The organism is Chondromyces crocatus (assembly GCF_001189295.1).
GTDB lineage: Bacteria > Myxococcota_A > Polyangia > Polyangiales > Polyangiaceae > Chondromyces > Chondromyces crocatus.
The window spans coordinates 2,488,079-2,510,794 of the sequence record NZ_CP012159.1; the positions used below are offsets into that span (position 1 = coordinate 2,488,079).

The following is a 22,716-nucleotide window of genomic DNA, read 5'->3' on the forward strand; positions in this document are numbered from 1 at the left end:
CGGCTCGGATCCAGGAGGGGAAACGCACTGCTCAGATCTCCGTGGGATTGAAAGGTTTCCCCGACTTCTTGGTCGGGGTCTTGGTGGTCGTCGGCGCCTTGGTGGTCGTCGGCGCTTTGGTGGTCGTCGGCGTCTTGGCAGTCGCAGGCGCCTTGGTGGTCGTCGGCGCCTTGGCAGTCGCAGGCGCCTTTGCGGTCGTGGCTGCCTTGGTCGTTGGCGTGACCGCCTTGGTCACGGGAGCGGAGGTGGTGAGTTCCTTCGCTACCGCCTCTGCAGAAGGAGCCGGCTCGGCCGATGGCTTCTCTTCCTGGCTCGGTACGTCGACTGGCGGAGGCGGCTCGGAAGGGGGCGAAGCGACGGCTTCCGGGAGCTGCAGCGACGCCGGATCCTGCGCCACCGGCGGAGTCGCCGCTGCCGCAGCGCTCGTGCCCTCGGGTGATACGGTCCCGGTGGACTCCTTCCCTTTGCCCGCGAGGAGCGCGATCACAATCAGCCCGACCGCCACGGCGCCAGCGCCCGCCACCATGCGCTGCACCTTCTTGCGGCGGTCCTGCTCGGCGAGATAGCGCCCTGGCGTGGTGGTGTCGGAAGCCCCAGGAGCGACCTGAGCTCCTGCCGCTGGCGCCACGGGTTCTGCGACGACCTCGGCGATCGGTAGCGCAGGAGGCGGCGGAGGTGGCTGTGCGGAGGGCGCGATGACCAGCCTGGGAAGGTGCTCCGCGGGATCCTGGTTCGGCTCCTCTTCGAGAGCGATCTCCTCGTCGAGATCGGGGCTGCTGATGGCGTGAGCAGACGACGGACCGATCGCCGATGCCGCCGCCTGGGCAGCGCGCGGCGGGGCCGGGGTGCCCTCGGACGCCGCGCTCGTCATCGTGGGGATCGCGGGCACGGGTGAGGCCGCTGAAGGCCTCGAGTCCGTCCCCGCGGAGTCCACCTGGTAGATCGCGTCCCGCAGATCCTGCGCGCGCCTCCCCAGAACATCGCCGATGGCCTGACGAACGAAGTCCGCCACGTCTTCATCCGTCGTCGGCTGCCCGAGCTGGAGCGCCACCTGGTCGATCGCGCGCTGCATCTCGGCGCAGGTCGACCAGCGCATCGCGCGCTCCTTCTCCAGCGCCTTGAGGATGATCTTCTCGAACTCGGGATGAATCGCCTTGTTCAACTCGCTCGGAGGGATCGGATTCCGGAGCGCGATGTTCTCCACGGTCTGCATCTCCGTCTCTCCGCGGAACGGATGCAGGCCGGTGGCGAGCACGTACAGCAGCGCCCCGAGCGAGAAGATGTCGCTCCGGCGATCGAGCGGCAGCCCTCCGAGCTGCTCTGGCGACAGGTAGGGCGTCTTCCCCTTCACGATCCCGCCGGCGCGCGTGACGTGCAGCCGCCCCTTCGACTTCGCCACACCGAAATCCACGATCTTCACGAAGCCAGAGGCAGAGATGAGGACATTGGCCGGCGAGATGTCGCGATGGACGAGATCGAGCAGCGTCCCGTTGTCGTCGCGCAGCTCGTGCGCGTTCTGGAGACCCGCACAGACCTGCGACGCGAGGCGCAGCGCGATGCGCTGAGGCACCCCACCGAGCGACTTGGCCGCTTTCTGGAGCGTCCCCACCGTCTCCCCCTCCACCCACTCCATCACCAGGTAGAGGACGTCGCTCTCCTCGCCGAGATCGAGGATCTCCACGACGTTCGGGTGACGCACCCGCGCGGCCACCCTCGCCTCGTCGAGGAACATCGTCTGGAAGTCCGGATCATCGGACACGTCGGGCAACATCGTCTTGATGGCGACGATCTTCTGGAACCCGCGCGTCCCTTGCAGTCGAGCGGCCCACACCGCGGCCATGCCGCCCTTCGCGACAGGCATCAGGATCTCGTAGCGCCCGAGCGTGCTACCCGGCCCCAGCCGATCGACGGCGGACGCCGCGCGCCCACGCTGCCGCACGAAGTTGTTGGGGCCCGTGGGCGTGTGCTTCGTGACGCCTCCACCCGTGTTCGACGCTGGCGTGCGCTCCGCGCGTCCTGAGTCGGCGCCCGCGAGCGGCGCCATCGCGGTAGGGAAGTCGGACTGCAGCGGCTGTGGACGCGTGAGTGGCGCTTCCAGCTTCGGGGGCGGTGCAAACCCTGGTTTGATCTGCGCCGCCTTGGCCGTCGACAGGACGCCAGGTCGGATCGAACTCCTGGTGGCGGCCGGCTTGCTCCCCAGCGGCTTGCCTGTCGCAGGAGCCTTGGCGAGCTCTCCCGACTTGGCCGTGTTGGGCGGTGCGGACGTCGGGGCCTCTCCCTCTTTCCGTTCCCCCTCCGAGGAGGAGCCAGCGACTGCCGCGCTTGCGGTCGGAGCCGCGCGTCCGGCCACTGGAGCAGCCGGCGCCGCATCGATCGAGGGCGACGATGCGCGACCGGCGCCACCGATCGAAGGAGACGAGCCCCTTCCAGTGCCACCGAGCGAAGGCGACGACCCTCGCCCAGCGCCACCGAGCGAAGGAGACGAGCCCCTTCCAGTGCCACCGAGCGAAGGCGACGACCCTCGCCCAGTGCCGCCGATCGAAGGCGACGATCCTCTTCCAGCGCCGCCGATCGAAGGCGACGACGCCCGCCCCGCACCCGGGGGGCTCACGGGCACTTGAGGCGTCAGGGGGGCAGCCTCCTCCGAGAGCGCCTTCGCCACCACGGGCTTCCCCGCGGCACGCCCCGGCACTTTCGGGCCTGCGCCTCCCTCCGACGCTTCCGTTGCTCCCTCGGCCTGGTTTCCGGTCTTCACTTCCGAAGTCGACGTCGCTCTTGCGATCACGGCCGAGGTTTCCTCGGGCGTCCCGAAGGCGACCAGCGTACCCAGCCGCTGCCGCGCCGGCGCATCGTCCCCCCACCCTCCATCAAGGCCTTCTTCTCCAGCGGCCTTCGCCGAAGCGGCCTCCAGCGGGCCTGCGCTCGAAGCGTCACCGGCCCCTGCGCCCCCCTTGGGGGAAGGCGCCGTGATCGCCACCCGCGAGCCCACGCCACCGCGCGCCGTCCCCTCGGCCAGCGGGTTTGCCACGCCCATCAACGTCGCGCCGCGTCGGCGTGAGGCTGGCGCTCCACCGGCCCCCGCCGCTCCGCCCCGGCCCAGCAGGGCTGCGGCGATCATCGTCTTGCGCGCATCGATCGCCTTCCCCACCAGCTTCTCGAGCGACGCTGCCACATCCTTGGCGTCGGCGAGACGATCGCCTGCGGCTTCCTCGAGCGCCGCCAGCATCGCCTCCGCGCTCTCGAAGCGCCTGGCAGGATCTCGCTGCAGCGCCTTCTGGATCACGGCCTCCACCGCTTCCGGCACGTCGATCCCTTCCATGTCCGAAAGGGAAGGAATGGGCGTGGTGAGCACCTTCTGGATGATGGCCGCCTCGAGCTTGGACGCGAACAGCCGCTGCTTCGCGCACAGCTCCCACAGCATCACCCCGAGCGGGAACAGGTCCACCGCGGGCGTGAGCACGGCGTCGGTGTGCGAGGCCATCGCCTTCACCCGCTCCGGGGCGGCGTACGCCAGCCGCTCGTGGCTCTTGCTGCCCATCGGCACCAGCGGCGCCACGGCGCGGGCCACGCCGAAGCCGCCCACCCGCGTCAGACCATCCACACCGATCCGGATGTGCTGCGGGCTCAGCTCGCCGTGAATCAGCGGAGCCTCACCCCCGTGAGCTGCGCTCAGCGCGCGCAGCACGTCGACCGCGATGCGGAGCATCACGCCGAGGGGCACACCTTGCGCCGAGGCGACGGCGGCAGGCCCGCGCGCGGTCTCGTTGATTCCGGCGGCCGACATCACCGTCGTGAGCTGCTCGCCCTCGACGTAGGGCGACACCACGAACACCTCGCCCTCGACGACCCGAGCCTCGTCGATGGGTACGATGTTGGGCGCACGCAGCGCGCGCGCCGTCTCGGCCTCGCGGAGCACACCCTCTGCGATCTCGGGCTTCTTCGTGAGATGCCGGAAGAGACGGAAAACGGTGACGGGCTCTGGCGGAGAGCCGCCTCCGGCCGTGTCTGCCCGGGCGAGCCAGACCGAGCCTGCTCCGCCGCCGGAGAGCTCTTTGATCAGCTCATAATTGCCGAGGCGGGAGGGCGAACCCGCGCTGGGCGACCTTTCGAGCGCCATGGGACCGCGATGCTAGCAGGACGCCAGAAGATCAATCCAGCGCCACCCATCGGCAGAAACGCCATTTCTACCGCGGTGTTCCTCGTTGAACAGCGCCGCTGTTGCTGCTTGCGACTCCCGGCCTCATGGGGCCGGCTCCCTGTGGAGGGAGCGCGGCGCCGCTCGCCCTCGCGGGCCTCGCCCTCGTACGCACCGAGAGGCCCTTCGTGGGAGACCCCACCAGCGCCGCCCACTCCGGGCGCTTCTCTTGACGCCAGCGCTCCGACGGCCTGGGATGGATGCCGATGCGGCTGCAGGATCGTGAGCTTTCTTGTTCCGGCGCGGAGGATGCGCCTCGGTGTGACCTCGACAAGCGTGTCCGTCGCGGCGGCCGCGTGGGTCGCTTGGGCGTCGTGCTCGGCCTGGTGATGGGGCTCACGACCTCCGCGCTACTCGTCGCCATGGGCTGCGCGACGGGCGCGAACAACGCAGGTGTGGGCGGAGGCCCCGATGGCCTCGGCGGTGGCGGCGGCGCGGGACCGACGAGCGGACCAGGCGGAGGCGGCGTGGGCGGGATCCTCTTCGACGGAGGCTTCGAAGAGACCACCCCACCGCCGCCCCCTCCTCTCTACGCGCACGACAGAACGTCCCTCTTCCGTGGCGATCCAGGCATCGACCCGCTCACCCTCACCTATGTCGGCCTGTTCGACTGCGTCGGTGGCGCGGGCCAGGACGGCTCGATGACCGACCTCGCCGTCAGCGCCGAGGGCGAGATCTGGGGCATCAGCGTCAACCACGTCTACCGCCTCGACGTCCAGGGATCGCAGGTCCGCTGTGTGCAGACCATCCCGCTCAACAACCCCGGGAACATCCAGTTCTACGGCCTCGCCTTCGCCCCGAAGGGCGTCATCGATCCCAACCGCGAAGTGCTCGTCGCCGGCAACACGGCGGGTGAACTCTGGTCCGTCGACAGCACGGGCAGCCTCGCGCGCCGCGGCACCTTCGGTGTGGTCCCTCCCAACGACGGACGAGGCCACACCTACGCCAGCAACCACGTCGGAAAGCGCTGGGAACTCTCGGGTGATATCGCCTTCGCCGAGAACAACGGCAACCCGCTCGGCTTCGTCACCGTCCGCGACTGCCCCAACCCCCCCTCCACCACGGGCTGCAACACCGTGGACACCCTCCTCGAGATCGACATGCAGGCCCTCGCCACGGCGACGACGGGCTCCGTCATCAAGAGCACGCGCGGCCAGATCGTCAAGCGCGCGGGCTGCAACGACAGCATCTCCGGCGACTACGGCAACATGTACGGCATCGGCATCTTCGCCGACCGCGTCTACGGCCTGTCGCGCTACCCCCAGGACCAGGGCGGGAACCTCGTCGACATCAGCAACACCGACGGCTCCGCGTGTCTCATCCAGTCCTTCCAGCTCGCCTGGTACGGCGCAGGCATCAGCACGATCGTCCCCGTCCAGGCCCCCCAGTGAGCTTGCGCTCGTGACCTCCCTGCCGTCGCGCCCGCGGCTCGTCGACCACGCGCGCGCTCGCCGCCACCTCATGGACGGCGAGGAGCGGGTGATCCTGCACGATACCCGCACTGGCGGCCGCATCGTCCTCGACGCCAGGACGTGGGGATTGCTCGCCTGCGCCGACGGCACCCGCGACGTCGAAGGAATTCTCACCGCCGCTGCCCGTGAAGGAGCGCATGCGCGCATCCCGGCCCTCCGCGCCTTCCTGGAGCAACTCCACGCGGCCGGCTTGATCGATGAAGGAGCCGCCTCCACCGCTGGCGTCGCAGCCACCACGGCAAGCGCGGCGCAGGCCACCCCTCCCGCGCCTTCGAGCGCAGACGCGGACCCGCCTGCATCCTCCCCCACCTCTCCCGAGCGCCTCCTCGACGTCCTCCCCGACTTCACCCTCCACTGCGACGGCCGCGGCAGCTGTTGCCGCATCTACCCCACCATCCTCTTCGCCCCTGCGGAGACGGCCCGCGCGCGCGCCGCGCTCCCTCTCGTCCTCGACGCCGGCGATCAACCCGCACGTGCCTTCCTCCCCGAACAGGGCACCGGCCCTTGCGCCGCCTCGGCCGTCGCCCTCGACAACGGACGCTGCGTCTACCTCCAGGAAGACACCCGCTGCGGCATCCATACCGCTGCGGGCGCCACGGCCAAACCCTTCGGCTGCCGCCTCTACCCGGCCGCCCTCGTCGACGACGGCCAGCGCGTCCGCGTCTCCGTGCTCGTCGAGTGCTCCTGCGTCCTCGCCAGCGTCGACCAGCACGACGGCGCCCCCATCCTCCCTGGTGCTCCCAGGACCCGCGCCGACCTCGATCCCGCGCTCCACATCACCGAGCTTCCTCGCGCCCTGCCCATCACCACCGACGCCTCGGCACCTCGCGACGACGTCATCGCCTGGTCGCGCGCCCTCCTCGCCGCGCCTCCCCCTGCCGACGTCCCTGCGTCCCTCTGGGCGCTCGCCGCTGCCCTGGAGCGCTCCGGCCCCTGCCCCGACGCGGCCGTCCGCGCCCTCTCCGACGCCCCGCCGCTCACCCCTTCGCACCTCGCGCCCTGGATCGAAGCGCTCGCCGCCCGCGTCCACCGCCGCGCCTCCGAGGATGCTGCATTCCGCAGCCCCCACGATCTCGCCCAGCGCACCTTCGTCTGGCTCGCTGCCACCACCCGCGCGCTCCTCCTCCCCGATCTCGTGCACCTCATCCTCACCGCCGAGGCCCCTCCCGCCCGCCGCGCCGAGCGCTTCCATCTTCGCGCCGCCCTCCACGGCCACCAGTTCCTCGGCCCCGCGCCCCTCGCGCACCGCCTGCGCGACGCCGCCACCCGCCTCATCGTCGCGCGCGCCATGACGCTCGGCCTCGCCACCGTCGCTGGCGATCCCGATGCCGAGCCCCAGGACGACCCTGCGAGCGAGCACCCCCTCGCGCTCCTCGAAGCCGTCCTTCGCGGCCATGGCCTCGCGGCCTACGCCAGCGACGTCGACACCTGCCATCGCGAGGACTGACGCGCAGCCAGCTCACGCGCTCGGCGCCGCCTCACGATTCACGCGCAATCCCCGCGCTCACCGCGCGCTCACCCGAGCCCCGGCGACCTGCGATTGCGCTCGCCCGCGCCGTGGCCCCTGCTCTTCACGAGCCTCCTGCTGCGTGCGCGCTGTCGCCTGCGCATGTCCAGCCGCGCCCTGCACGCGCGCCGTCGCGTCGCCTTGTCCTGCCGTCTGAGGACGACCCTCTGCAGGATAGATCCGCAGCCGCACCTGCCGCGTCTGCCACTCCAGCGCCGACAGCGCCATCGCCGCCACGGGCGCACCATCGCGCAGCGCCACCACCAGATGCGGCCCGGGATCCACCCGGACCGGCTCCGTTGCGCTCACCCGGGCCTCATCGACCCGCAGCGTCACCCCCTCGGGCGCCCCTTCCAGGTGGACCACGATCCGCGGCATGCGCGCCTCCAGCGCGCGCAGCCGGCTCAAAGCCTCGCTCATCACCCCCTCGTCGCTTCCCTGAGCCGCCTCCCACGCCTTCCGGTAGAGACGCGCCGCCTCTTGCAAACGCCCGAGCTGCTCGTTGCACATCGCGAGGTGGAACGTCACCTGAGGCGTCGACCGAGCGCGCCCGATCTCCTCGAACCGCTCCAGCGCATCGGCCCACCGCCCGGCGGATGCGAGCCCGCGCGCCTCCGCGAACTTCAACCGCAGCGCCAGCGTATCCCGGCCCGTCACGGCAGACCCATCGGCCAGCGCCGCGGGCATGAACCACGTGAACACCAGCATGCCGGCAGCGAGTGCGCCGGCGAATCGGGGGGAGATCGTCATGTCCGTCAGAAACCTGGTCGCGTGATCGTGTGCAGCCGCTTCCGTCCTGTGGAGGGAGGCCGCCGCACCTCCTCGTCCCGAGCGCGCTCCTCGGGCTCTGCGGCCACCGCGTCCACGAACTCCAACGTCCCCTCGGCGTTCGCCGCGGCGCGCCCATCGGGCGCCACCACCGCATCCACCGCCCCCACCAGCGCAGCCGGCGCCGCAGCCAGCGTCTCCACACCGGCGATCGCCCCGCGGGCTGCGGCGGCGAGCCCCACGTGCAGCGCAGGCGCCTCGCGCAGCGTCGACGCTGCTGCCTCGCCCTGTCCCACGTGCATCACTGCCGCCACCATCGCCGCCGCTGCCGTCACCCCACCGCAGAAGCCCAGCGCCGGCCAGGCTCGCCCGACACTGCTCCCGGGTCCGAACATCGACCCGAACCCACCGATTCGCCCCCAGCTCATGCACCGCGAGCGTTGCATCTGCCGCATGGCCGCCCGGCCCACATCGAGCAGCGACGGTGACGGCGAGGGCGATGGCGACGGCGACGGCGTTCCCATCGCCATGGGAGGCTGCGGCATCGTGCTCGGCGCCCCCATCCCGTCATCCAGCGCCGACTCCAGATCCTCGCGCAGCGTCGCCGCGTCACGGTAGCGCCGCGTCCGATCCTTCTTCAGGCACCGCGCCACGATCGTTCGCAGCGCGATCGGCACCGTCGGCGGCAGCGGCTCCGGCTCGTCGTCCAGGATCCGCCAGAGCACGGCCAGGTGGCCCTCGGCCTTGAACGGCTGCCGCCCGCTCAGCGCCTCGTACAGGATCACCCCGATCGCCCAGAGATCCGCGCGCGCGTCGACGTGGCGCTCCCCGCGCGCCTGCTCGGGGCTCATGTACGACGGCGTCCCCAGGAGCTGCCCATCCACCGTGATCGTGTCGTATGAATCGGCCACCTGACTGATCCCGAAGTCCACGATCTTCGGCACCGTCCCTTGCCCGGGCACGTCGGCCAGGAAGATGTTCTCCGGCTTCATGTCCCGGTGGACCACCCCGGCCGCGTGCGCCGCCTCCAGACCTCGGCACACCTCGATCAGGATCGGCAGCACCTCGCTCGGCGCCATGGGCCGACCCGGCACCAGCCGATCGGCGAACGTACCGCCGCGCAGCAGCTCCATCGCCAGGAAGACGTAGCCCCCCTCGCGCAGCACCCCCGCGTCCACCACGCCCACGATGTTCCGGTGCTGGAACTTGCCGATGATCGCTGCCTCTCGGACGAAGCGCGCCACCACCTGCTCGTCCCTGCCGAGCGGAGAGAGCTTCAGCGCGACGTCACGGCCCAGGAGCTCGTGCCGAGCCCACCACACGCTGGCCATCCCGCCCGACCCGATCGGCCGGATGAGCCTGAAACGCCCGCCTGCTAGGTCGTCTTCCTGCAGCACTGCCCTCTCCTTCACGCGCTCTGGCCGCGTGAGGTGTGTTCACACAGCCGACTACCGGCGTGCGGCTAGAGCAGGATCGAGGCCAGTCTGGGCGTCACACATGTCCACAGCAACCTGTACGTCCGCACGCGCATCGTAGGGCGAGCGTGCAACGTCGGTACGCCGTGTGTCCGGTCACGGGCGATACCCGCGCAGCACGTCGTCCGCGAGCCTCGCCCCCAGGTCCAGGTAGCCGCGCCGGGTGAGGTGCACACCGTCCTTCGCAGCGCGCGCCGGCGTCTCACGCCCCCAGGCCGAGATCGAGCCCTTCCCGCCCATGATCTCGTACGTGTCCCAGAAGCCGCAGCCGTTCGCCTTCGCGGCGTCCCGGATGGCGTCCCGCACGAGGTGGGTGCGGTCTTGGGTGTCGTGCCGATCCGTCGGCGCCAGGGCCAGACAGTCGACCTCCGAGGTCACCCGACGGATCCGGGTCAGGAGCTCGGTCATCTGCCGACCATACCTGGACGGATCGGCAGCGAAGTCGCCGGCCTCGTTGGTCCCGTACTCCAGCACCACCAGCGTCGGGGACCGCCGCGCGAACTCCGCAGCCCAGCTCGCCTCGTTCCAGGCCAGCGGCGTCCCGAAGCGCGCACCGTTGATCCCCAGCGTGTCCAGCACCACCCCGGGGCGTGTTGCCGCGTCGGCTTCGATCACCGCACCGCAGAGTTCCGGCGCGCCCCCCGTGGGGGTCACGGTCAGGGTCGCCGACGCGTCTCCGAACAGCTCCAGGTGACGCACGGCGCCAGGCGGCAGGTCCGGCGTCGCCTTCACCACCACCGGCTCCGAGCCCGTCAGCGCCACCGTCACCTGATCATTTGGACCGTTGAGCCGGTAGCACACATCCCAGCGCAGCCGTCCCGTCAGCTTGGGCTCGGTCAGGCTGATCTGCGCCATCGAGGCGCCGTCGGGCACGAACAGGATCCCGCCGAGCCCGAACACCCCATCGCCCGTCACCACGGAGGTGGCCGGCCCCTTCGGCCGCAGCTTCCACTTCCCGCCCACCCCGTGCTTCACACCGTCGTGCCGGTAGGCCGTGTACCCGAGATGCACAAAGCCGGGCCCCGCGTACCCGAACCGCTTTTGCAGCGCCGACCGCAGCGCCCCACTCCAGAAGTCCGCGGCGCCGTGCGAGTCCCCGAGCCACATCAGCCGCACGTGATCGCGCCGGCGCCCCTTCTCCAGGTCGCGCAGCGCCGCGTAGAGCCGGCCGTACGGCGCGTCCCCCGGTCGCGGCGCCGAGGCGCCATCGATCGCCTCGTAGAAACCGTCGTCCCCGGGGGCAGGGACCGCGCCCTTCGACGCGCCCGAAGGCTCCCGCGGGTCGCCCGTCTCCGTGCGCGGCGTCGTGCCTCCCTGCGGTGAGGCCGTCAACGACACCAGCGCCACGGGGAGCGTCGCCGCGCCCGGCCTTCCAGGCGCTTCGGCGATCGGCGGAGGCGCGGCCTCGTTCCCCGTCACCTCGTCGGGGGTGTGCGGAGGGGCGCCGGCGTTCACCGCACCGCACCCGAGCGACGCGCCCCAGCCAGCACCACCGCATCCCAGCACCAGCGCACACACCAGCACGCCCCGAGATCGCCATCGCGCGCCGCCGCGCACGGAGGACCGTGGGAAGGCGGAGCGTGGGAAGGCGGGGGGCTCTCCTGCGTCCAAGGGATTTCCGTCCACCTTGACGTGGGCGGCGTCTGCCTTGGCACGAGCATCGTCTGCCTTGGCACGAGCATCGTCTGCCTTGGCACGAGCATCGTCTGCCTTGGCGCGAGCATCGTCTGCCTTGGCACGAGCATCGTCTGCCTTGGCACGAGCATCGTCTGCCTTGGCACGAGCATCGTCTGCCTTGGCACGAGCATCGTCTGCCTTGGCACGAGCATCGTCTGCCTTGGCACGAGCATCGTCTGCCTTGGCACGAGCGTCGCCTTCCTCGATGCGAGCATCGCCTGCCTCGACGTGAGCGTCGCCTGCCTTCCGCGTCACCTCGGGGAACTCACTCGTCACGCCTGCGCTCGCCTCATGTTCGCGTCCATCACCGTACGGCCCTCACGAGAGGGGATCTTCGACCTCGGCGGCGCGCTCCAGCTCGGCCTGACGCCGCGCCCTCTCTTCGCGCAGGTGCTTCTCCACGGCGTGCACCAGCGTCTCCACGTAGCTCTCGAACCGGGGACACTCGAGCCCTGTTCCCGAGAGGGCGTGCTCGGTGTTGCGCATGTCGTAGCGCACCGGGGTCATGAGCTGCTCCACGAACGCGCGCGGGCTTCGCGCGAACCTGTCGATCCCGGGGGCGCGCAGCATCGCCTTCGCCAGGTTCGAGGGGATGTGCCCCCGCGGCGCCCGGCGGCCACCCGCGTGCGCCAGCAGCTCGAACACCTGCCGTGCCGACAGCGGCTGCGGATCCGCGAGATGGAAGGTGTGCCCGGCGGCCTTCGCGCTCCGCCCGATCGTGCGCGACGCCTTCGCCACGAAGTCCAGCGGCACGACGTTCAGCGCCATGTCGCCCTTGCCCGGGAGGGGGAGCGCCAGGTCCGAGGGCGCCGCGAGCAACATCAGGATCAGCACGTAGATGCCGTCCAGCCGATCGACTTCGCCGGTCTCCGAGTCGCCGACGAGCGTCGTCGGTCGCACCACCGCGATCGGCACGTCGCGCATCGCCTGCCGCATCACGGCCTCGGCCTTCATCCGCGTCGCTTCCGTGGTCGAGCGGAACCCTTGACCGTGCTCCAGCTCGTCCTCGTAGACCACCCCGCGGCGGTCACCGGAGACGAACGCCGTCGAGTGATGCACCAGGCACGAGAGGCTGCTGCAAAGGCGCGCGACCTCGAGGACCTCCGCCGTTCCGAGCACGTTCAGCGCTTCCGCGGCTGCGGGGTCGAGGTCGACGTCGCTGGTGAACGCCATGTGATGGATCACGTCGACCTCGCGCGCGAGCATCCGGAGCTCCGCGCCAGAGAGGCCGAGATCCATCGAGGTCACGTCCCCTTCCAGGAAGACGACGCGCTCTCTGGCGCCCAGGGCCTCCACCTCCGCCGTCAGCGGCGCGATGAAGCGCGGCGCCACGAGCGCGTAGATCTGCGTCCGTGGCTCGGCCGAGAGCACGTGGTGGACCATCTTGCGCGCGTACAGGGACGGCAGCCCCGTGAGGAGCAGGACGCTGTCGTGACCAGGGGGCGCCATCGAAGGTGGCCGCAGGATAGCCCGAAGGCCGGCGCCCGGGGATGTACGTGGCCCGACGATCCGTCCACTTCGCACGCCGAGCGCGGCCCTTCAGAGGCAGCGCGGCCTGGCCCGAGGGAGGCGCGGTCTGGCTTCGAGGGCAGCGCGGCCTGGCCCGAGGGAGGCGCGGTCTGGCTTCGAGGGCAGCGCGGCCGGGTTTCGAGGCCAGCGCGGCCGGGTTTCGAGGGAGGCGCGGTCTGGCGTCGAGGCCAGCGCGGCCTGGTTTCGAGGGCGGATGGGGGGATTGCTGGTGGCGCGCGGGAAACTGCGGGTGGCGCGCAGGAAGGGGAGGGGAGCTGGGACGGCGGAGGAGCCCCGCGGATGGAGCTGGGCACACCGGGAAGCCTTGTGGGCCCCCGGACGCTTCATCCGCGGTGATCGCCGCTCAGGGCTCCGACGGCGGCTCGTCGTCGAGCGTGGCCTCGGTCGTGATCTCCCGGAGGTACGCCCGCCATGCCAGGAGCGCCCGCGCGCGCTTGCGTGCGGTCGACGGCGACAGGCCGGGATTCTCCGTGAGGGCCTCGGCCAGGCTGTCCAGCGTCGGGGGAACGACGTCGAGCAGCGAGGGCACGGTCTCCATCAGGACGCTGCCCTTGATGGCGCGCTGAAGCACCGCCGCCTCCTGGGGCGACCGTGCCGTCGTGCCGAGCAGCTCGTTGCCGAGCTTGGTCACCTTCCACTTCTCGTTCTGCTCGTCGACCAGGCCGATCACCCGCGCAGCGTGACGATGGTAGTCCACGTGACGGTCGGTCAGCTCGGCACGATCGGCGAGCTTGGTCTTGTCCTTCACGCCATCCTTGATGGCCTGGACAACAGCTCGCACTTTCTCGAGGGATCGTGCTTCCGGAACGTCGATGCTCTCCACAGTGGCCTCAGTGTTCTGAAGGATGGTTCGGCGAGAATAGGAATCGGAGGGGCGGTAAACTGTCAAGCTTCTGGCGCCGATCCACGGACAGGATTTGTCCGATTCCGTTTCTTGACATGCGTTGCCAGATCCGCCTGCCCCCACCCGCGACCCCTGGATCGGCCGCCGTTCGATGAGGCTGGATCCGTCGAGGGACGCGCTTACGGATGCCAGTCTATCGTCATCACGCCACGTCGCCATTCCTTCATCGGGATGGCACGTCTGCTGTCGCTCGCGTCGTGCTGTCCCGCCGAACTTGGTCATCGCGCTGGAGGGCTTCTAGGGTCTGGTACGGGAACCCGCGTCGGGAACATGATCGTTGCCGACTCAACCCAGACCTGAGGGGAGCTGGTCATGCCCATCCCGTGGACATCTGCCCAGAGGCAGACGGTCACGTCTGTCCTCTGCAAGTACCCTCCGAAGAGCGGTTGGTGCGTCGAAGCCACGCGCGAGATCTTACCCGTCGCGCGAGAGCACGACGTGAAGGCGGGTGCTGTTCGGATCGAGCCAGCCGGGCGCGCGCGCTTCGTCTCGCCCAAGGTTCCGCTCGACGGTGAATTCTGGTTCTTCCATGTGACGGCCGAGGCCGTCGCTCACTACGTCGATGTGCTGACGGGCTGCGATGGCACCTCGGTGGACGCCTACTTCAAGGCCCACTGGCAGGTCGAAGAGAGAGACGCATACCGTGTCTTCTCGGTCGATCTGGAGGAGAATGGTTGTCCATGAGCCTCCAGAGCATCATCGTCCGGTACGTCGACGAGCAGCTCGATGCGATCGAGAAACATCCTCGGATGTGGGGGCCTGATCTGTGCGTCGAGCTTCAGTACCTGCAGCTGCTGGAGTTCCGAGCCATCGCCCTCCGGCCGGCGCACGAGCTGTCGAACCCACGCGCGGTGCTCGATGCGTTCACGCGCTTCCTCGCCAGTGAGTTTTCCGGTGCGCCGCCGGTGCCCCTGAGCGCCTTGCTCGCCAAGGAGCACCGCGAGGGAGAGCTGGCGAAGCTTCTGCGCGCGTTTCGCGAGCAGCTCACGTCAGACATGGTGGCAGAGTCGGTGCCGCCTCCCTCCGGCATTCACCCGACCGCCGTCGCCGAGAGAAGACAGGCCCTCCCGGAACAGCAGCCCCTTCCGAGGCTGTCCAGACGACCGGTCCTCAGGAGCGCCGCGTAAAGAGCCGACCATGCTGCGCGTCACTTTCTACAGTTACAAAGGCGGCGTAGGGCGAACGCTCGCCTTGCTGAACGTCGCTGCGATCCTTGCTCGCCAAGGACGCAAGGTCGTGGCCGTCGACCTGGATCTGGAGGCACCTGGCTTCGGCCTCTCGTCGTTGACCCGGCGTCCCCAGGCAGAGCAACCGCGTGGCGTCTCGGATTTTCTGCTGGGGCGCCGGCTCGGGACCAACAAGGAGCTGGAAGCGTCTGCTTACGCCTATCCAGTTCTCTCATCGTACTGCCACGAGAACCTGTGGCTGATGCCCGCTGGGCAGCGAGCCAACGAGCTGGCTGACCTCATCCCGTCGCTTTACGACGACCTCGACGATCCGTCAGCGCGCCTGTTCGACTTGCTCGTGGCCGAGGTGCATCACGCGCTGAAGCCAGACTACCTGCTGTTCGACAGCCGAACCGGGACGGCAGACATCGCCGGCGTCTGCACCCTGGAGCTGCCGCAGGTGCTCGTCGCAGTGTGTGGCCTGAACGAGCAGAACGTGGAGGGCATGGCGAACATGCTGGAACAAACCCGGGACTTCCGGCAGCAAGCCAGCTTGCCCGAGGTCGCAACCCTGCTGGTCCTCAGCCCTGTGCCCGTCCTGCCCCAGGCATCCGGATCTGCGACAGTGAGCATGGCGAGGGATGCTGCGAAGAGCATCGTGGCTCGTCACGCATCGAACTATCTCCGCGGTGCTTCAGAGATGGCGTTCTCAGGGCTGCGATCTCCTGAGGAGCGGCTGCTGGCTGACCGTCTGGAGGACGTGCAGCGTCGCATCATGGCGCCCATCTACCAGGAGTTCGGCCCTGGGTTGGCCTCCTTTCCAAGCCTACGTCACCCGGATCTCCTGCACATCTTGAACTACGATCCGATGGTGCCACTCACGGGGGAGCTACAGGTCACGCGCAACTCTCATCTGGCATCAGGATATCGAGAGCTGGCCATGTCGCTGGCACGCGCGTCGACGCGCGACGCGGAGATGGTCCTGGTCGACTTTCCTCAGGATGGATTGTGAGCCACGACGACGCACACGGGTTCGGTGAGCGGATCGTTGCATTCCTTCGCGATGCGCTCACGGCGAGGGTGCCAGAAAGAGACAGACCACTGGGACACGCCATCCGATCAGAGATGGCTACTGCTGTTGGCGACATTCGGGAAGAGAGCGAATGGGAGGCGTGGAAGACCTCGCTGCTCTCGCCCATCGTGGCAGCGTTTAGCGACGTGCCGGAACGATGGGATGATGTGGTGGATCTGCTGGCGATCTACATCTTTCGTCGTGGGGTGAGCACGCACCAAACCGTTGAGAGCAAGCAGCCCAGCGCCGTGCATATGTCGCAGAGGACGGTCGGGCACGAGCTGATCAAACCGTTGCTTCTGGAGCTTCTACAATCAACTCCGGGGCATCGCGTTCGTTTTTTCGAGAAGACGGCCTCGTGGAACGTACTTCACGCACTTGCTGCGCTGCTGCCCGAACTCGACCTGGGGGACATCGAGCTTCTGAAGCTGATTCAGAATATCGTCGCAATTCCTGCCCACAACATAGGTCGCGGAGAACTCATTCAGGCCGTTTCTTCATGGATCACCAATCATCCCGAGACAGGTCAGCGGATCGTGGATGCATCGTTTGGCCGAGAGGAGTGGATAGATGGCCTCACCCCCTCGGCGCTGCTCATCCTCATCGAAGGGGTCTGCCGCGCTGACGCTTCGCGCCTGCCGTGGAGAGACGGCGTGATCCAGCGGCTGATGCAGGAGCCGGATGAGCGGCTCTGGGGCATCGTCGTGCGTCTCGCCTATTCGGCGTGGCCGACGCCAACGCCCATTCGAGTGCGCTTCGATGCTGTTGTCGAGGCGGTACGGCGACTGCGAACCGGCCCGATTGATGATGGGCTGTTGGCTGTTGCTCAGGGAGCCCGAGAGCATCCCAGCGAGGCCATCGCAACGGCCGCTGCGTTGCTGGACCTGGTTGGTCTACCCAGCCAATGGCCTTCAGCAGTCACGCAACGAAGGGCAACGCTCATCGCCAACATCGCCGAACAAGTGGCATCGGGTGCATGTCTGCACGCGCAGGGGGGTGGATGTTCACTTCCGGAGTTGACGCCTCTCTTGCCTGCCTTGCTCTCGATCGACCTCTCCGGGGCGCAGCAGGCACTCGATGGCCTGTTCGATACGCTCGTCCCACATCACTCCGACCTCGTGAAGACGCTGGTGGCGGCGTGGCTTGCTGCGCATCGACATACAGTTGTTAAGGAATCCTTCCCGTTCGAGGAGATCTTCCCCTGCCTTGCACACCAACTTGGGAAAGAAGGGATTACGCGCTGGCTTCTCGAATTCCTCGTGGCTCCCCATGGCAAGATCCGGGGAGCGGCTGCGTATCTCCTGGGTCTGCTTGGTGAAAAACGTATTCCTCCGGGCGCTCTCGATGGGCTCTCTGCTGCGCAGGTCGACGCGATGGCCCATGAACTCACCGGCGGCTGCAACGAACCGGACATCCTTGCGTTTTTGCTCGTTGAGATGGTTCTGGCCCGGTCAGACCGGCTCGATACGATTCATGACCTCCTGATGACGGACGTTGCCGAAGACTACCCGGGGGCGTGTCGTCGCGCGCTGGAAGCGTTGTTTGCGTCGGAACCGCATGATTGCAGCGTGCGAGAAAGACTCCGAAGCGTCGGAGATCGTCTCGATAAAGAAGATGCCGTTTATCAGCACGCGCGGAGTGCTCCCGAGGTCGTCGCGCTACGGCCTGCACGGCAAGCATGGGATGCTGTGCAGAACCGCATTTTTCAAGAAGCGGAACGCCACACACGATCGTCAGGACGATTTGTTCTTCAGCAACTCGTCGAGACGATGTCGATTGTGCGCGGTGAAGGAACGGCACCGGCTATGCCTGGTGCGGAGCCTACGATGTTCAGAAGCTACAGTCGGGGCTTCGTGCTTCCCAGACGCCAGGCGCTCGACCCCTTGTCTTTCCTTGGTCGTCGCGTGGAGCACCGTCAGAAGGCAGCCCTTCTCCTGGCTGGTCAGGACGACACATGAAGGATGTCCTCGACCGTTACATTCGTTCGCTGGCCGAGCAGGAGCTGGCCAAAGACGCGCCAGAGCGCCTCCAGGATCTCGGAACATTCGTCGTTTGGCTCTTGGAGCGACGTGGCTTCACCGTCCACCTGCGCTCGTTCAAGCATGAAGGAACGGAGCGGAGGAAGAGTTCAGGGCTGACCCAACACGGTGTCGACATCATCGCCTCGCGCCACCTCAAGAGTGGTCGTCGGTGTCTGTACCTCTTCGTTCTCAAGCAAGGGAACATCACCATTGAGGCGGCTGGCGAGTCCAGGAACTCCATCTTTCACGACATCGAACTGGCTTCTCTGCGCCCGTTTTCTTCGGACGGTTTGTTCGATCTAGGAGGGGGCAGTTTTGAATGCCGCAAAGTGGTTGCCGTACACAATGGCGACCTGGATGAACGAATTGTAGGAATTGTTGCTGATAAAAGGGCGTATCTTCGTAAACACCGACAGGTTGGCCTGTGGTGGTGGGATGCGTCGACCTTGGTGGACTACGCCCTGCGAGCGCCACGGGACGGCAGTGGCTCATCGCTGCGCAAGGCGGCAGACCCTTCTCTCTTTCCGCCAGGCATTCGGCCGTTCGCACGGGCTGCGCTCGACTCTCTCGTGTTGAACGATGGTCGGCGCTTCGACCTCCGAGCGGTGGACCGTTTGCTCGATGAGGTGCTGCCGGTTGGCCGACGCGCGCGGGACGAAGAGTCGGGCAATCGATTGGAGCCGGGGGAACCGGCGGAAGCCAGGGCACTTCGACGTCGCCTTGCTGAGCTCTCGTTGTTCGCTCGTATGGTGGAGGTCGAATGTCGAAGGTTGGCCGGTGGTGATGCTCTACCCACCTTCGACACCATCGAGCGTGTGCTTTGCCGCGGCATGGAGCACTTGCGTCGTATTCCGAGCGATCGATTCGCGGGGCACCGCGGTGCCATTCGAGCATCGATTCGAGGCCTGCTCGACCAGTACATCGCGAAAGGATGGCAGCTTCACGAGCGCCTGACCCCACTGCTCCATGCGGAGTATGGTCTGGCTCTCGGAAGCCCGAGCGAGCGTCTCGACTATCCGCTCCGTGTGCTCCGACTGAGCGGCTATCTGGCCGTGGCGGCACTCGCCTTGCTGGACCGGAAAGAGTCGCAGGGGGCGAGGCAACTGGCCGAGGCACTGGCGTCGCTGTGGAAGACCAACGAGGCCGCGTGCCTCGGGCCTATCACGGACGACCAGATCATCGAGATCTCGCTCGTCTTCGATCTCTGGCGCCGTTGTGGCATGTCGGATCTCGCGGCCAAGGTTGCGGAGTCTCTGGCGCTTCGCTGGCATTTGATGGTGGGACTCGGCTTTCCGCTTCCCGCCATCCGTCAGAGCGCCCGTGTGCCGCCAGATGAAGAGGACCTCCGCGTGCTCGCGGAAGCTCATCTCAGGGGTCGTGCAGGGGCTCCTCCATCGTTCGATGATAGTGCGAGCACGATTCTCCCTTTGGCCCTCTATCTCGCGTATCGCGGAGGGTGCTCGTTCGACCACCCTGCCTTCGACCAGGTTGCTCCGCCAGGCGTCCCACCTCGCGGAGCCTCCTCTGCAAGCACCGAGAACGGAGATAGGAATGCTGGCGAGAGGGCCTCCCCGTACTCGTCGTCGACCCACACGGTGTACCTGCAAGCATGGCAGCCTCCCGAGGACGCGGCCGACGAGTGGTATGTGCGGGAGATCGAACACCGTGGACTGGTGAAGGTCTTCGACAAGGTGAAGGCCTTCGACAAGGGACGAGGCCTGGAGAATTTGGCTCTGGCCTTCGAGGCGTTCAACCAGCCCCTTCCCCAGAGTCCCGCTGAAGCCTGGGGCTTTCGCGCCATCGACTGTATGGCGTGGAAGTGCTGGCGCACGCCACCCCCCATGGCCATCTTCTGCGAGCCGCGTTCCTCGTCGTCTACTTGAGGCTCTGCTCCCGCGCTCGGCTGTGGACCTCGACCTTCGAAGGCTCGCCGGCTTCTCATGCCCGAAGGAGACACCCTCTTCCGCATCGCTGCTGGCCTCGCGCCGGCCCTCACCGGCCAGCCCGTGCTCGCCCTGGTCTTGCCGAAGAGCTCCCAGCGCGTCGCTCACCTCGTCGGCCATCGCATCGAGCGCGTCGAGGCCCGGGGCAAGAACCTTCTGGTCTTCTTCGACGAGGGCAGCGTCCTGCACACGCACCTGCGCATGAGCGGCCTCTGGCACCTCTACCGCACCGAGGACCCGTGGCGACGGCCTCCAGAGCAAGCCACGGCCGTCATCGAGGTCCCCGGGTATCTGGCCGTCTGCTTCCGCGCCCCCGTCACCCGGTTGCTGCGCCAGAGCGACCTCGCGCGGGATCCCCAGCTCGCCGCGCTCGGTCCTGATCTGCTCGGCGAGACCTTCGACCTCGACGAGGCCCTGCGGCGCATCCAGGAGCAGCCGGACACGCCGCTCGGCGTGGCGATCATGGATCAGCGCGCCGTCGCGGGGATCGGCAACGTCTACAAGAGCGAGCTGCTCTTCCGTCAGCGGCTGGACCCCTTTGCGCCCGTGCGGTGCTATCCCGAAGAGGAGCTGCGCGCGCTGCTCGATCTCGCGCGCGCCATCCTCGTCGCGAACGTGCAGATGCCCTCGGGGCCGTGGCGCTACGAGAGCCCTGGGCAGTTCTACCGCTACACGCGCACGACGCGAGAAGGGCGCGTCCCTGGGCGGAAGGCGACCATGTACATCCAGCCGCTCGGAGGAGGCCGCCGTGCGGGGGCGCTCGCGGTGTACCGTCGGGCGCGGCAAGCTTGCTACGACTGCGGCACGCTCATCCGGATGAAGCGCCAGGGGGAGGCACAGCGGTCCACGTACTTCTGCCCGCAGTGCCAGCCTTCCCGGAGGGAGGCGTGAAGCTCAGGCGTGCGGCGGACCAGGGAGGAGCAAGGGGACCAGGCGCTTGCGGAGCTGATGCAGGAAATCCGTGAGATGCGACGCCTCTCCGCGGCGGCTCAGCAGCTCGAGGTTCGAGAGCAGTCGCTCGGAGAGAGCGGGAAGCTCGTCCAGGTCCGGGGGGCGGGAAGTGGCATCGCCGAACATCAGGAGCCGAAGCACCCGCTTGGCGTCTGTGGGCGCTTCGTTCGGGTGAGACGTCAGGCGGTGGGGCTCCTCGGTGGGAACGAAATTGAGCTTTCTGGCCGGGTCGCGCTTGAAGGCTTCGAGGCGTGCCTGCTCTCTGGGATCACGCGGCTCGAAGCCTGCGATGAACCAGGCCTCGGCTTCGGGGTGGGGCGTCGCGAGGAGAATGCACAGGGGAGGTGGGCTGGGCATGGCCGCTTCGAGTTCCGCGCGTCGTTCGGGATAGCCGTCGGTGTCCAGCGCGACGATCAGGACGTCTGGAGGTACTGGCTGCACCTCGAAGAGGAGCACGAGCCGACGCCAGCGCTGCGTCTCCGCGCCAGCAGGGCGTCCGTCTCGGAGCGCGTTCAGGCGCACGGGTCGCCCCTGGATGCGCAACGCCTGGAAGTCCTCGGTGATGTTCTGGAGCAGGTAGCAGCGCAGGTGTGCCGGGGTGCCCTCGTGGTCGCGCAGTCCGCAGAAGGCGAGCTGCTCGTCGAGGAGGTCCGTGAGCCAGTGGGCACCCCGCTCGCGGGCCTCTCGTTCCACGACGTTGCGGGTGAGATGCACGAGGAGGGACCGCTGTGCTTGATCCTCGCAAGCGAGGGCGACGCGAAGGGGGCCTCTCGGATCAGGCGCCACCTTGGTGGGGCTCCTTCACCCAGTCGTCGCCCACGGAGGCCCAGAACTCCCCTGTCCGCAGCATCTCGCGCCAGCGCTGGCTCTCGGGGTGCTCACTCAGGGGACGGCAGCGCGTGTGGCCCTGCTCGTCGAGGGCCATCACCCGGACCTCGTCGAGACCCACGTGATCGAGGAGGTAGGGCGAGTGGGTGGTGCAGATGATCTGCACCTCGGGTCTTTCGCGCTGGATGGCACGGAGACAGCGGACGAGATCGGCCTGGGCCTCCGGGTGGAGTGCTCGATCGATGTCGTCGGCGAGGACGACCTTCGGGCAACTGGGGTGTCGGAGGACCGCCAGCAGGCCCAGCGTGAGCACGGTCCCCTCGCTGAGCAGGTCGGCCGGGATCAGCCGTCCCGCGCCCATGTCCAGCGAGAAGCGATGCGCGGGGACATCGGTCTGATAGGGGCGGTTGACGGCCTGATCCCCGATGACGATGCGCTCGTAGCCCCTGAGCGCCACGGTCGTGGGGAAGGTTCGGATCCCGCGGACCTCTGGAACGACCGACTTCAGATCGCGTGTGATCGCGGCGAGGGTGTCTGGCTCGGCGCCTGCGAAATAGTTGAGTACCGACGCCAGCCCGGCACCGTTGCGTTCCAGGCGAGGCGCCTCCTGGTCCGAGATCGTGGGCATGATGGAGGGCTGGCTCATCGGCTCCGCATCGAGGCGGAGGAGCACCGCGGAGCCGAATCCGCGAACCTCGGCGCTGTCGAGAAAGGCTTGCCTGTGTTGACGATCATCACTGGGGAGGGTCAGCTCCCGAAGCGCAGGGGCCTTGGCGACCGATACGTCGAACCGGCAGTCGTCCTCGCCCCAGCCTCGATCGCTCTCCGGAAGGGACGCGACGACGCTGAGCGTGCACTCTTCCTGGTCTGTCAGAGCGAGGCGTACAGGCCCCCGGGTCGAGGCGGTGACGAACCGTCGCGGATGATTGGACTCGCGGAAGAGCAGACCGAGACGACCATCCAGCCGCTGTTCTTCTCCTGGCTGTCGAACGCCGACCAGCGAAGCGAGGTGGATTCCTTGAAGGACGCTGGTTTTACCGGCGCCGTTCTTCCCGACGAGGAGCGTGAAGGCGGAGAGGTCGACCTCGACCTGGGAGAGCGTCTTGAAGGATCCGAAGGAAGCTCGTTTGAGCATGGTTCAACCGGGCACAGGCGCATGGAGCGGGTGAACGGATTCAGGAAATTCGAGTTCCCTTCTCACGGCTCC

16 protein-coding genes are annotated in these 22,716 nt (G+C 68.1%); 8 read left to right on the top strand and 8 right to left on the bottom strand.

Features of this window, described 5'->3' with window-relative positions:
• Positions 1–31: 31 nt before the first annotated feature.
• Positions 32–4,117: a protein kinase domain-containing protein gene (locus CMC5_RS09270; RefSeq protein WP_050430057.1), complete on the bottom strand. Its 4,086-nt coding sequence runs from the start codon at positions 4,115–4,117 to the stop codon at positions 32–34.
• A 374-nt stretch (positions 4,118–4,491) separates the two neighbouring features.
• On the opposite strand from CMC5_RS09270, the gene CMC5_RS09275 reads away from it, so the two are divergent.
• Entirely contained in the window at positions 4,492–5,586 is a 1,095-nt protein-coding gene (locus CMC5_RS09275; RefSeq protein ID WP_156338385.1) for a hypothetical protein, read from the top strand.
• Positions 5,587–5,596: 10 nt separating this feature from the next.
• Positions 5,597–7,114 (top strand): YkgJ family cysteine cluster protein, encoded by a 1,518-nt coding sequence (locus CMC5_RS09280; RefSeq protein WP_050430059.1) that lies wholly within the window; start codon positions 5,597–5,599, stop codon positions 7,112–7,114.
• Between the two features lie 57 nt (positions 7,115–7,171).
• Here CMC5_RS09280 and CMC5_RS09285 read toward each other — a convergent pair whose 3' ends face one another.
• From CMC5_RS09285 to CMC5_RS09305, 5 genes are all read right to left on the bottom strand, one after another.
• Positions 7,172–7,924: a hypothetical protein gene (locus CMC5_RS09285; protein ID WP_050430060.1), complete on the bottom strand. Its 753-nt coding sequence runs from the start codon at positions 7,922–7,924 to the stop codon at positions 7,172–7,174.
• 5 nt (positions 7,925–7,929) lie between these two features.
• On the bottom strand, positions 7,930–9,339 hold the full coding sequence (locus CMC5_RS09290) for a serine/threonine-protein kinase (RefSeq protein ID WP_050430061.1): 1,410 nt from the start codon (positions 9,337–9,339) through the stop codon (positions 7,930–7,932).
• Between the two features lie 174 nt (positions 9,340–9,513).
• A complete protein-coding gene (locus CMC5_RS09295; protein WP_245678373.1) occupies positions 9,514–10,941 on the bottom strand; it encodes a GDSL-type esterase/lipase family protein in 1,428 nt (475 codons plus the stop codon).
• Positions 10,942–11,412: 471 nt separating this feature from the next.
• Complete coding sequence (locus CMC5_RS09300) at positions 11,413–12,543, bottom strand: SDR family oxidoreductase (protein ID WP_050430062.1); 1,131 nt, start codon at positions 12,541–12,543, stop codon at positions 11,413–11,415.
• A 424-nt stretch (positions 12,544–12,967) separates the two neighbouring features.
• Positions 12,968–13,372 (bottom strand): hypothetical protein, encoded by a 405-nt coding sequence (locus tag CMC5_RS09305; protein WP_218920245.1) that lies wholly within the window; start codon positions 13,370–13,372, stop codon positions 12,968–12,970.
• 468 nt (positions 13,373–13,840) lie between these two features.
• Between CMC5_RS09305 and CMC5_RS09310 the strand changes: the two genes are divergently transcribed.
• Genes CMC5_RS09310 through CMC5_RS09345 form a run of 6 tightly spaced genes read left to right on the top strand, consistent with a single transcriptional unit; the run spans position 13,841 to position 20,621 of the window.
• Entirely contained in the window at positions 13,841–14,212 is a 372-nt protein-coding gene (locus CMC5_RS09310; RefSeq protein WP_050430064.1) for a hypothetical protein, read from the top strand.
• A complete protein-coding gene (locus CMC5_RS09315; protein ID WP_050430065.1) occupies positions 14,209–14,655 on the top strand; it encodes a hypothetical protein in 447 nt (148 codons plus the stop codon). The genes CMC5_RS09310 and CMC5_RS09315 overlap by 4 nt, the downstream gene beginning before the upstream one ends.
• 10 nt (positions 14,656–14,665) lie before the next feature.
• A complete protein-coding gene (locus tag CMC5_RS09320; protein WP_050430066.1) occupies positions 14,666–15,706 on the top strand; it encodes a ParA family protein in 1,041 nt (346 codons plus the stop codon).
• A complete protein-coding gene (locus CMC5_RS44155; protein ID WP_156338387.1) occupies positions 15,703–17,724 on the top strand; it encodes a hypothetical protein in 2,022 nt (673 codons plus the stop codon). Before CMC5_RS09320 ends, CMC5_RS44155 begins: the two co-directional genes overlap by 4 nt.
• Entirely contained in the window at positions 17,721–19,670 is a 1,950-nt protein-coding gene (locus CMC5_RS44160; protein WP_156338388.1) for a hypothetical protein, read from the top strand. The genes CMC5_RS44155 and CMC5_RS44160 overlap by 4 nt, the downstream gene beginning before the upstream one ends.
• A 57-nt stretch (positions 19,671–19,727) precedes the next feature.
• On the top strand, positions 19,728–20,621 hold the full coding sequence (locus tag CMC5_RS09345) for an Fpg/Nei family DNA glycosylase (RefSeq protein ID WP_050430071.1): 894 nt from the start codon (positions 19,728–19,730) through the stop codon (positions 20,619–20,621).
• 3 nt (positions 20,622–20,624) lie between these two features.
• Here CMC5_RS09345 and CMC5_RS09350 read toward each other — a convergent pair whose 3' ends face one another.
• Together CMC5_RS09350 and CMC5_RS42240 are read right to left on the bottom strand one after the other, a co-directional pair.
• Positions 20,625–21,467 carry a hypothetical protein gene (locus tag CMC5_RS09350; protein WP_050430072.1) on the bottom strand — a complete coding sequence of 281 codons (843 nt, stop codon included), beginning with the start codon at positions 21,465–21,467 and terminating at the stop codon, positions 20,625–20,627.
• A complete protein-coding gene (locus CMC5_RS42240; protein ID WP_050430073.1) occupies positions 21,457–22,644 on the bottom strand; it encodes an AAA family ATPase in 1,188 nt (395 codons plus the stop codon). Before CMC5_RS42240 ends, CMC5_RS09350 begins: the two co-directional genes overlap by 11 nt.
• Positions 22,645–22,716 lie beyond the last annotated feature (72 nt).

What these genes read in the sequence shown, in the direction of transcription:
- CMC5_RS09270 (WP_050430057.1), bottom strand. Translation starts at nt 4,117, where the DNA reads ATGGCGCTCGAAAGGTCGCCCAGCGCGGGTTCGCCCTCCCGCCTCGGC.
- CMC5_RS09285 (WP_050430060.1), bottom strand. Translation starts at nt 7,924, where the DNA reads ATGACGATCTCCCCCCGATTCGCCGGCGCACTCGCTGCCGGCATGCTG.
- CMC5_RS09300 (WP_050430062.1), bottom strand. Translation starts at nt 12,543, where the DNA reads ATGGCGCCCCCTGGTCACGACAGCGTCCTGCTCCTCACGGGGCTGCCG.
- CMC5_RS09310 (WP_050430064.1), top strand. Translation starts at nt 13,841, where the DNA reads ATGCCCATCCCGTGGACATCTGCCCAGAGGCAGACGGTCACGTCTGTC.
- CMC5_RS09315 (WP_050430065.1), top strand. Translation starts at nt 14,209, where the DNA reads ATGAGCCTCCAGAGCATCATCGTCCGGTACGTCGACGAGCAGCTCGAT.
- CMC5_RS09320 (WP_050430066.1), top strand. Translation starts at nt 14,666, where the DNA reads ATGCTGCGCGTCACTTTCTACAGTTACAAAGGCGGCGTAGGGCGAACG.
- CMC5_RS44160 (WP_156338388.1), top strand. Translation starts at nt 17,721, where the DNA reads ATGAAGGATGTCCTCGACCGTTACATTCGTTCGCTGGCCGAGCAGGAG.
- CMC5_RS09345 (WP_050430071.1), top strand. Translation starts at nt 19,728, where the DNA reads ATGCCCGAAGGAGACACCCTCTTCCGCATCGCTGCTGGCCTCGCGCCG.
- CMC5_RS42240 (WP_050430073.1), bottom strand. Translation starts at nt 22,644, where the DNA reads ATGCTCAAACGAGCTTCCTTCGGATCCTTCAAGACGCTCTCCCAGGTC.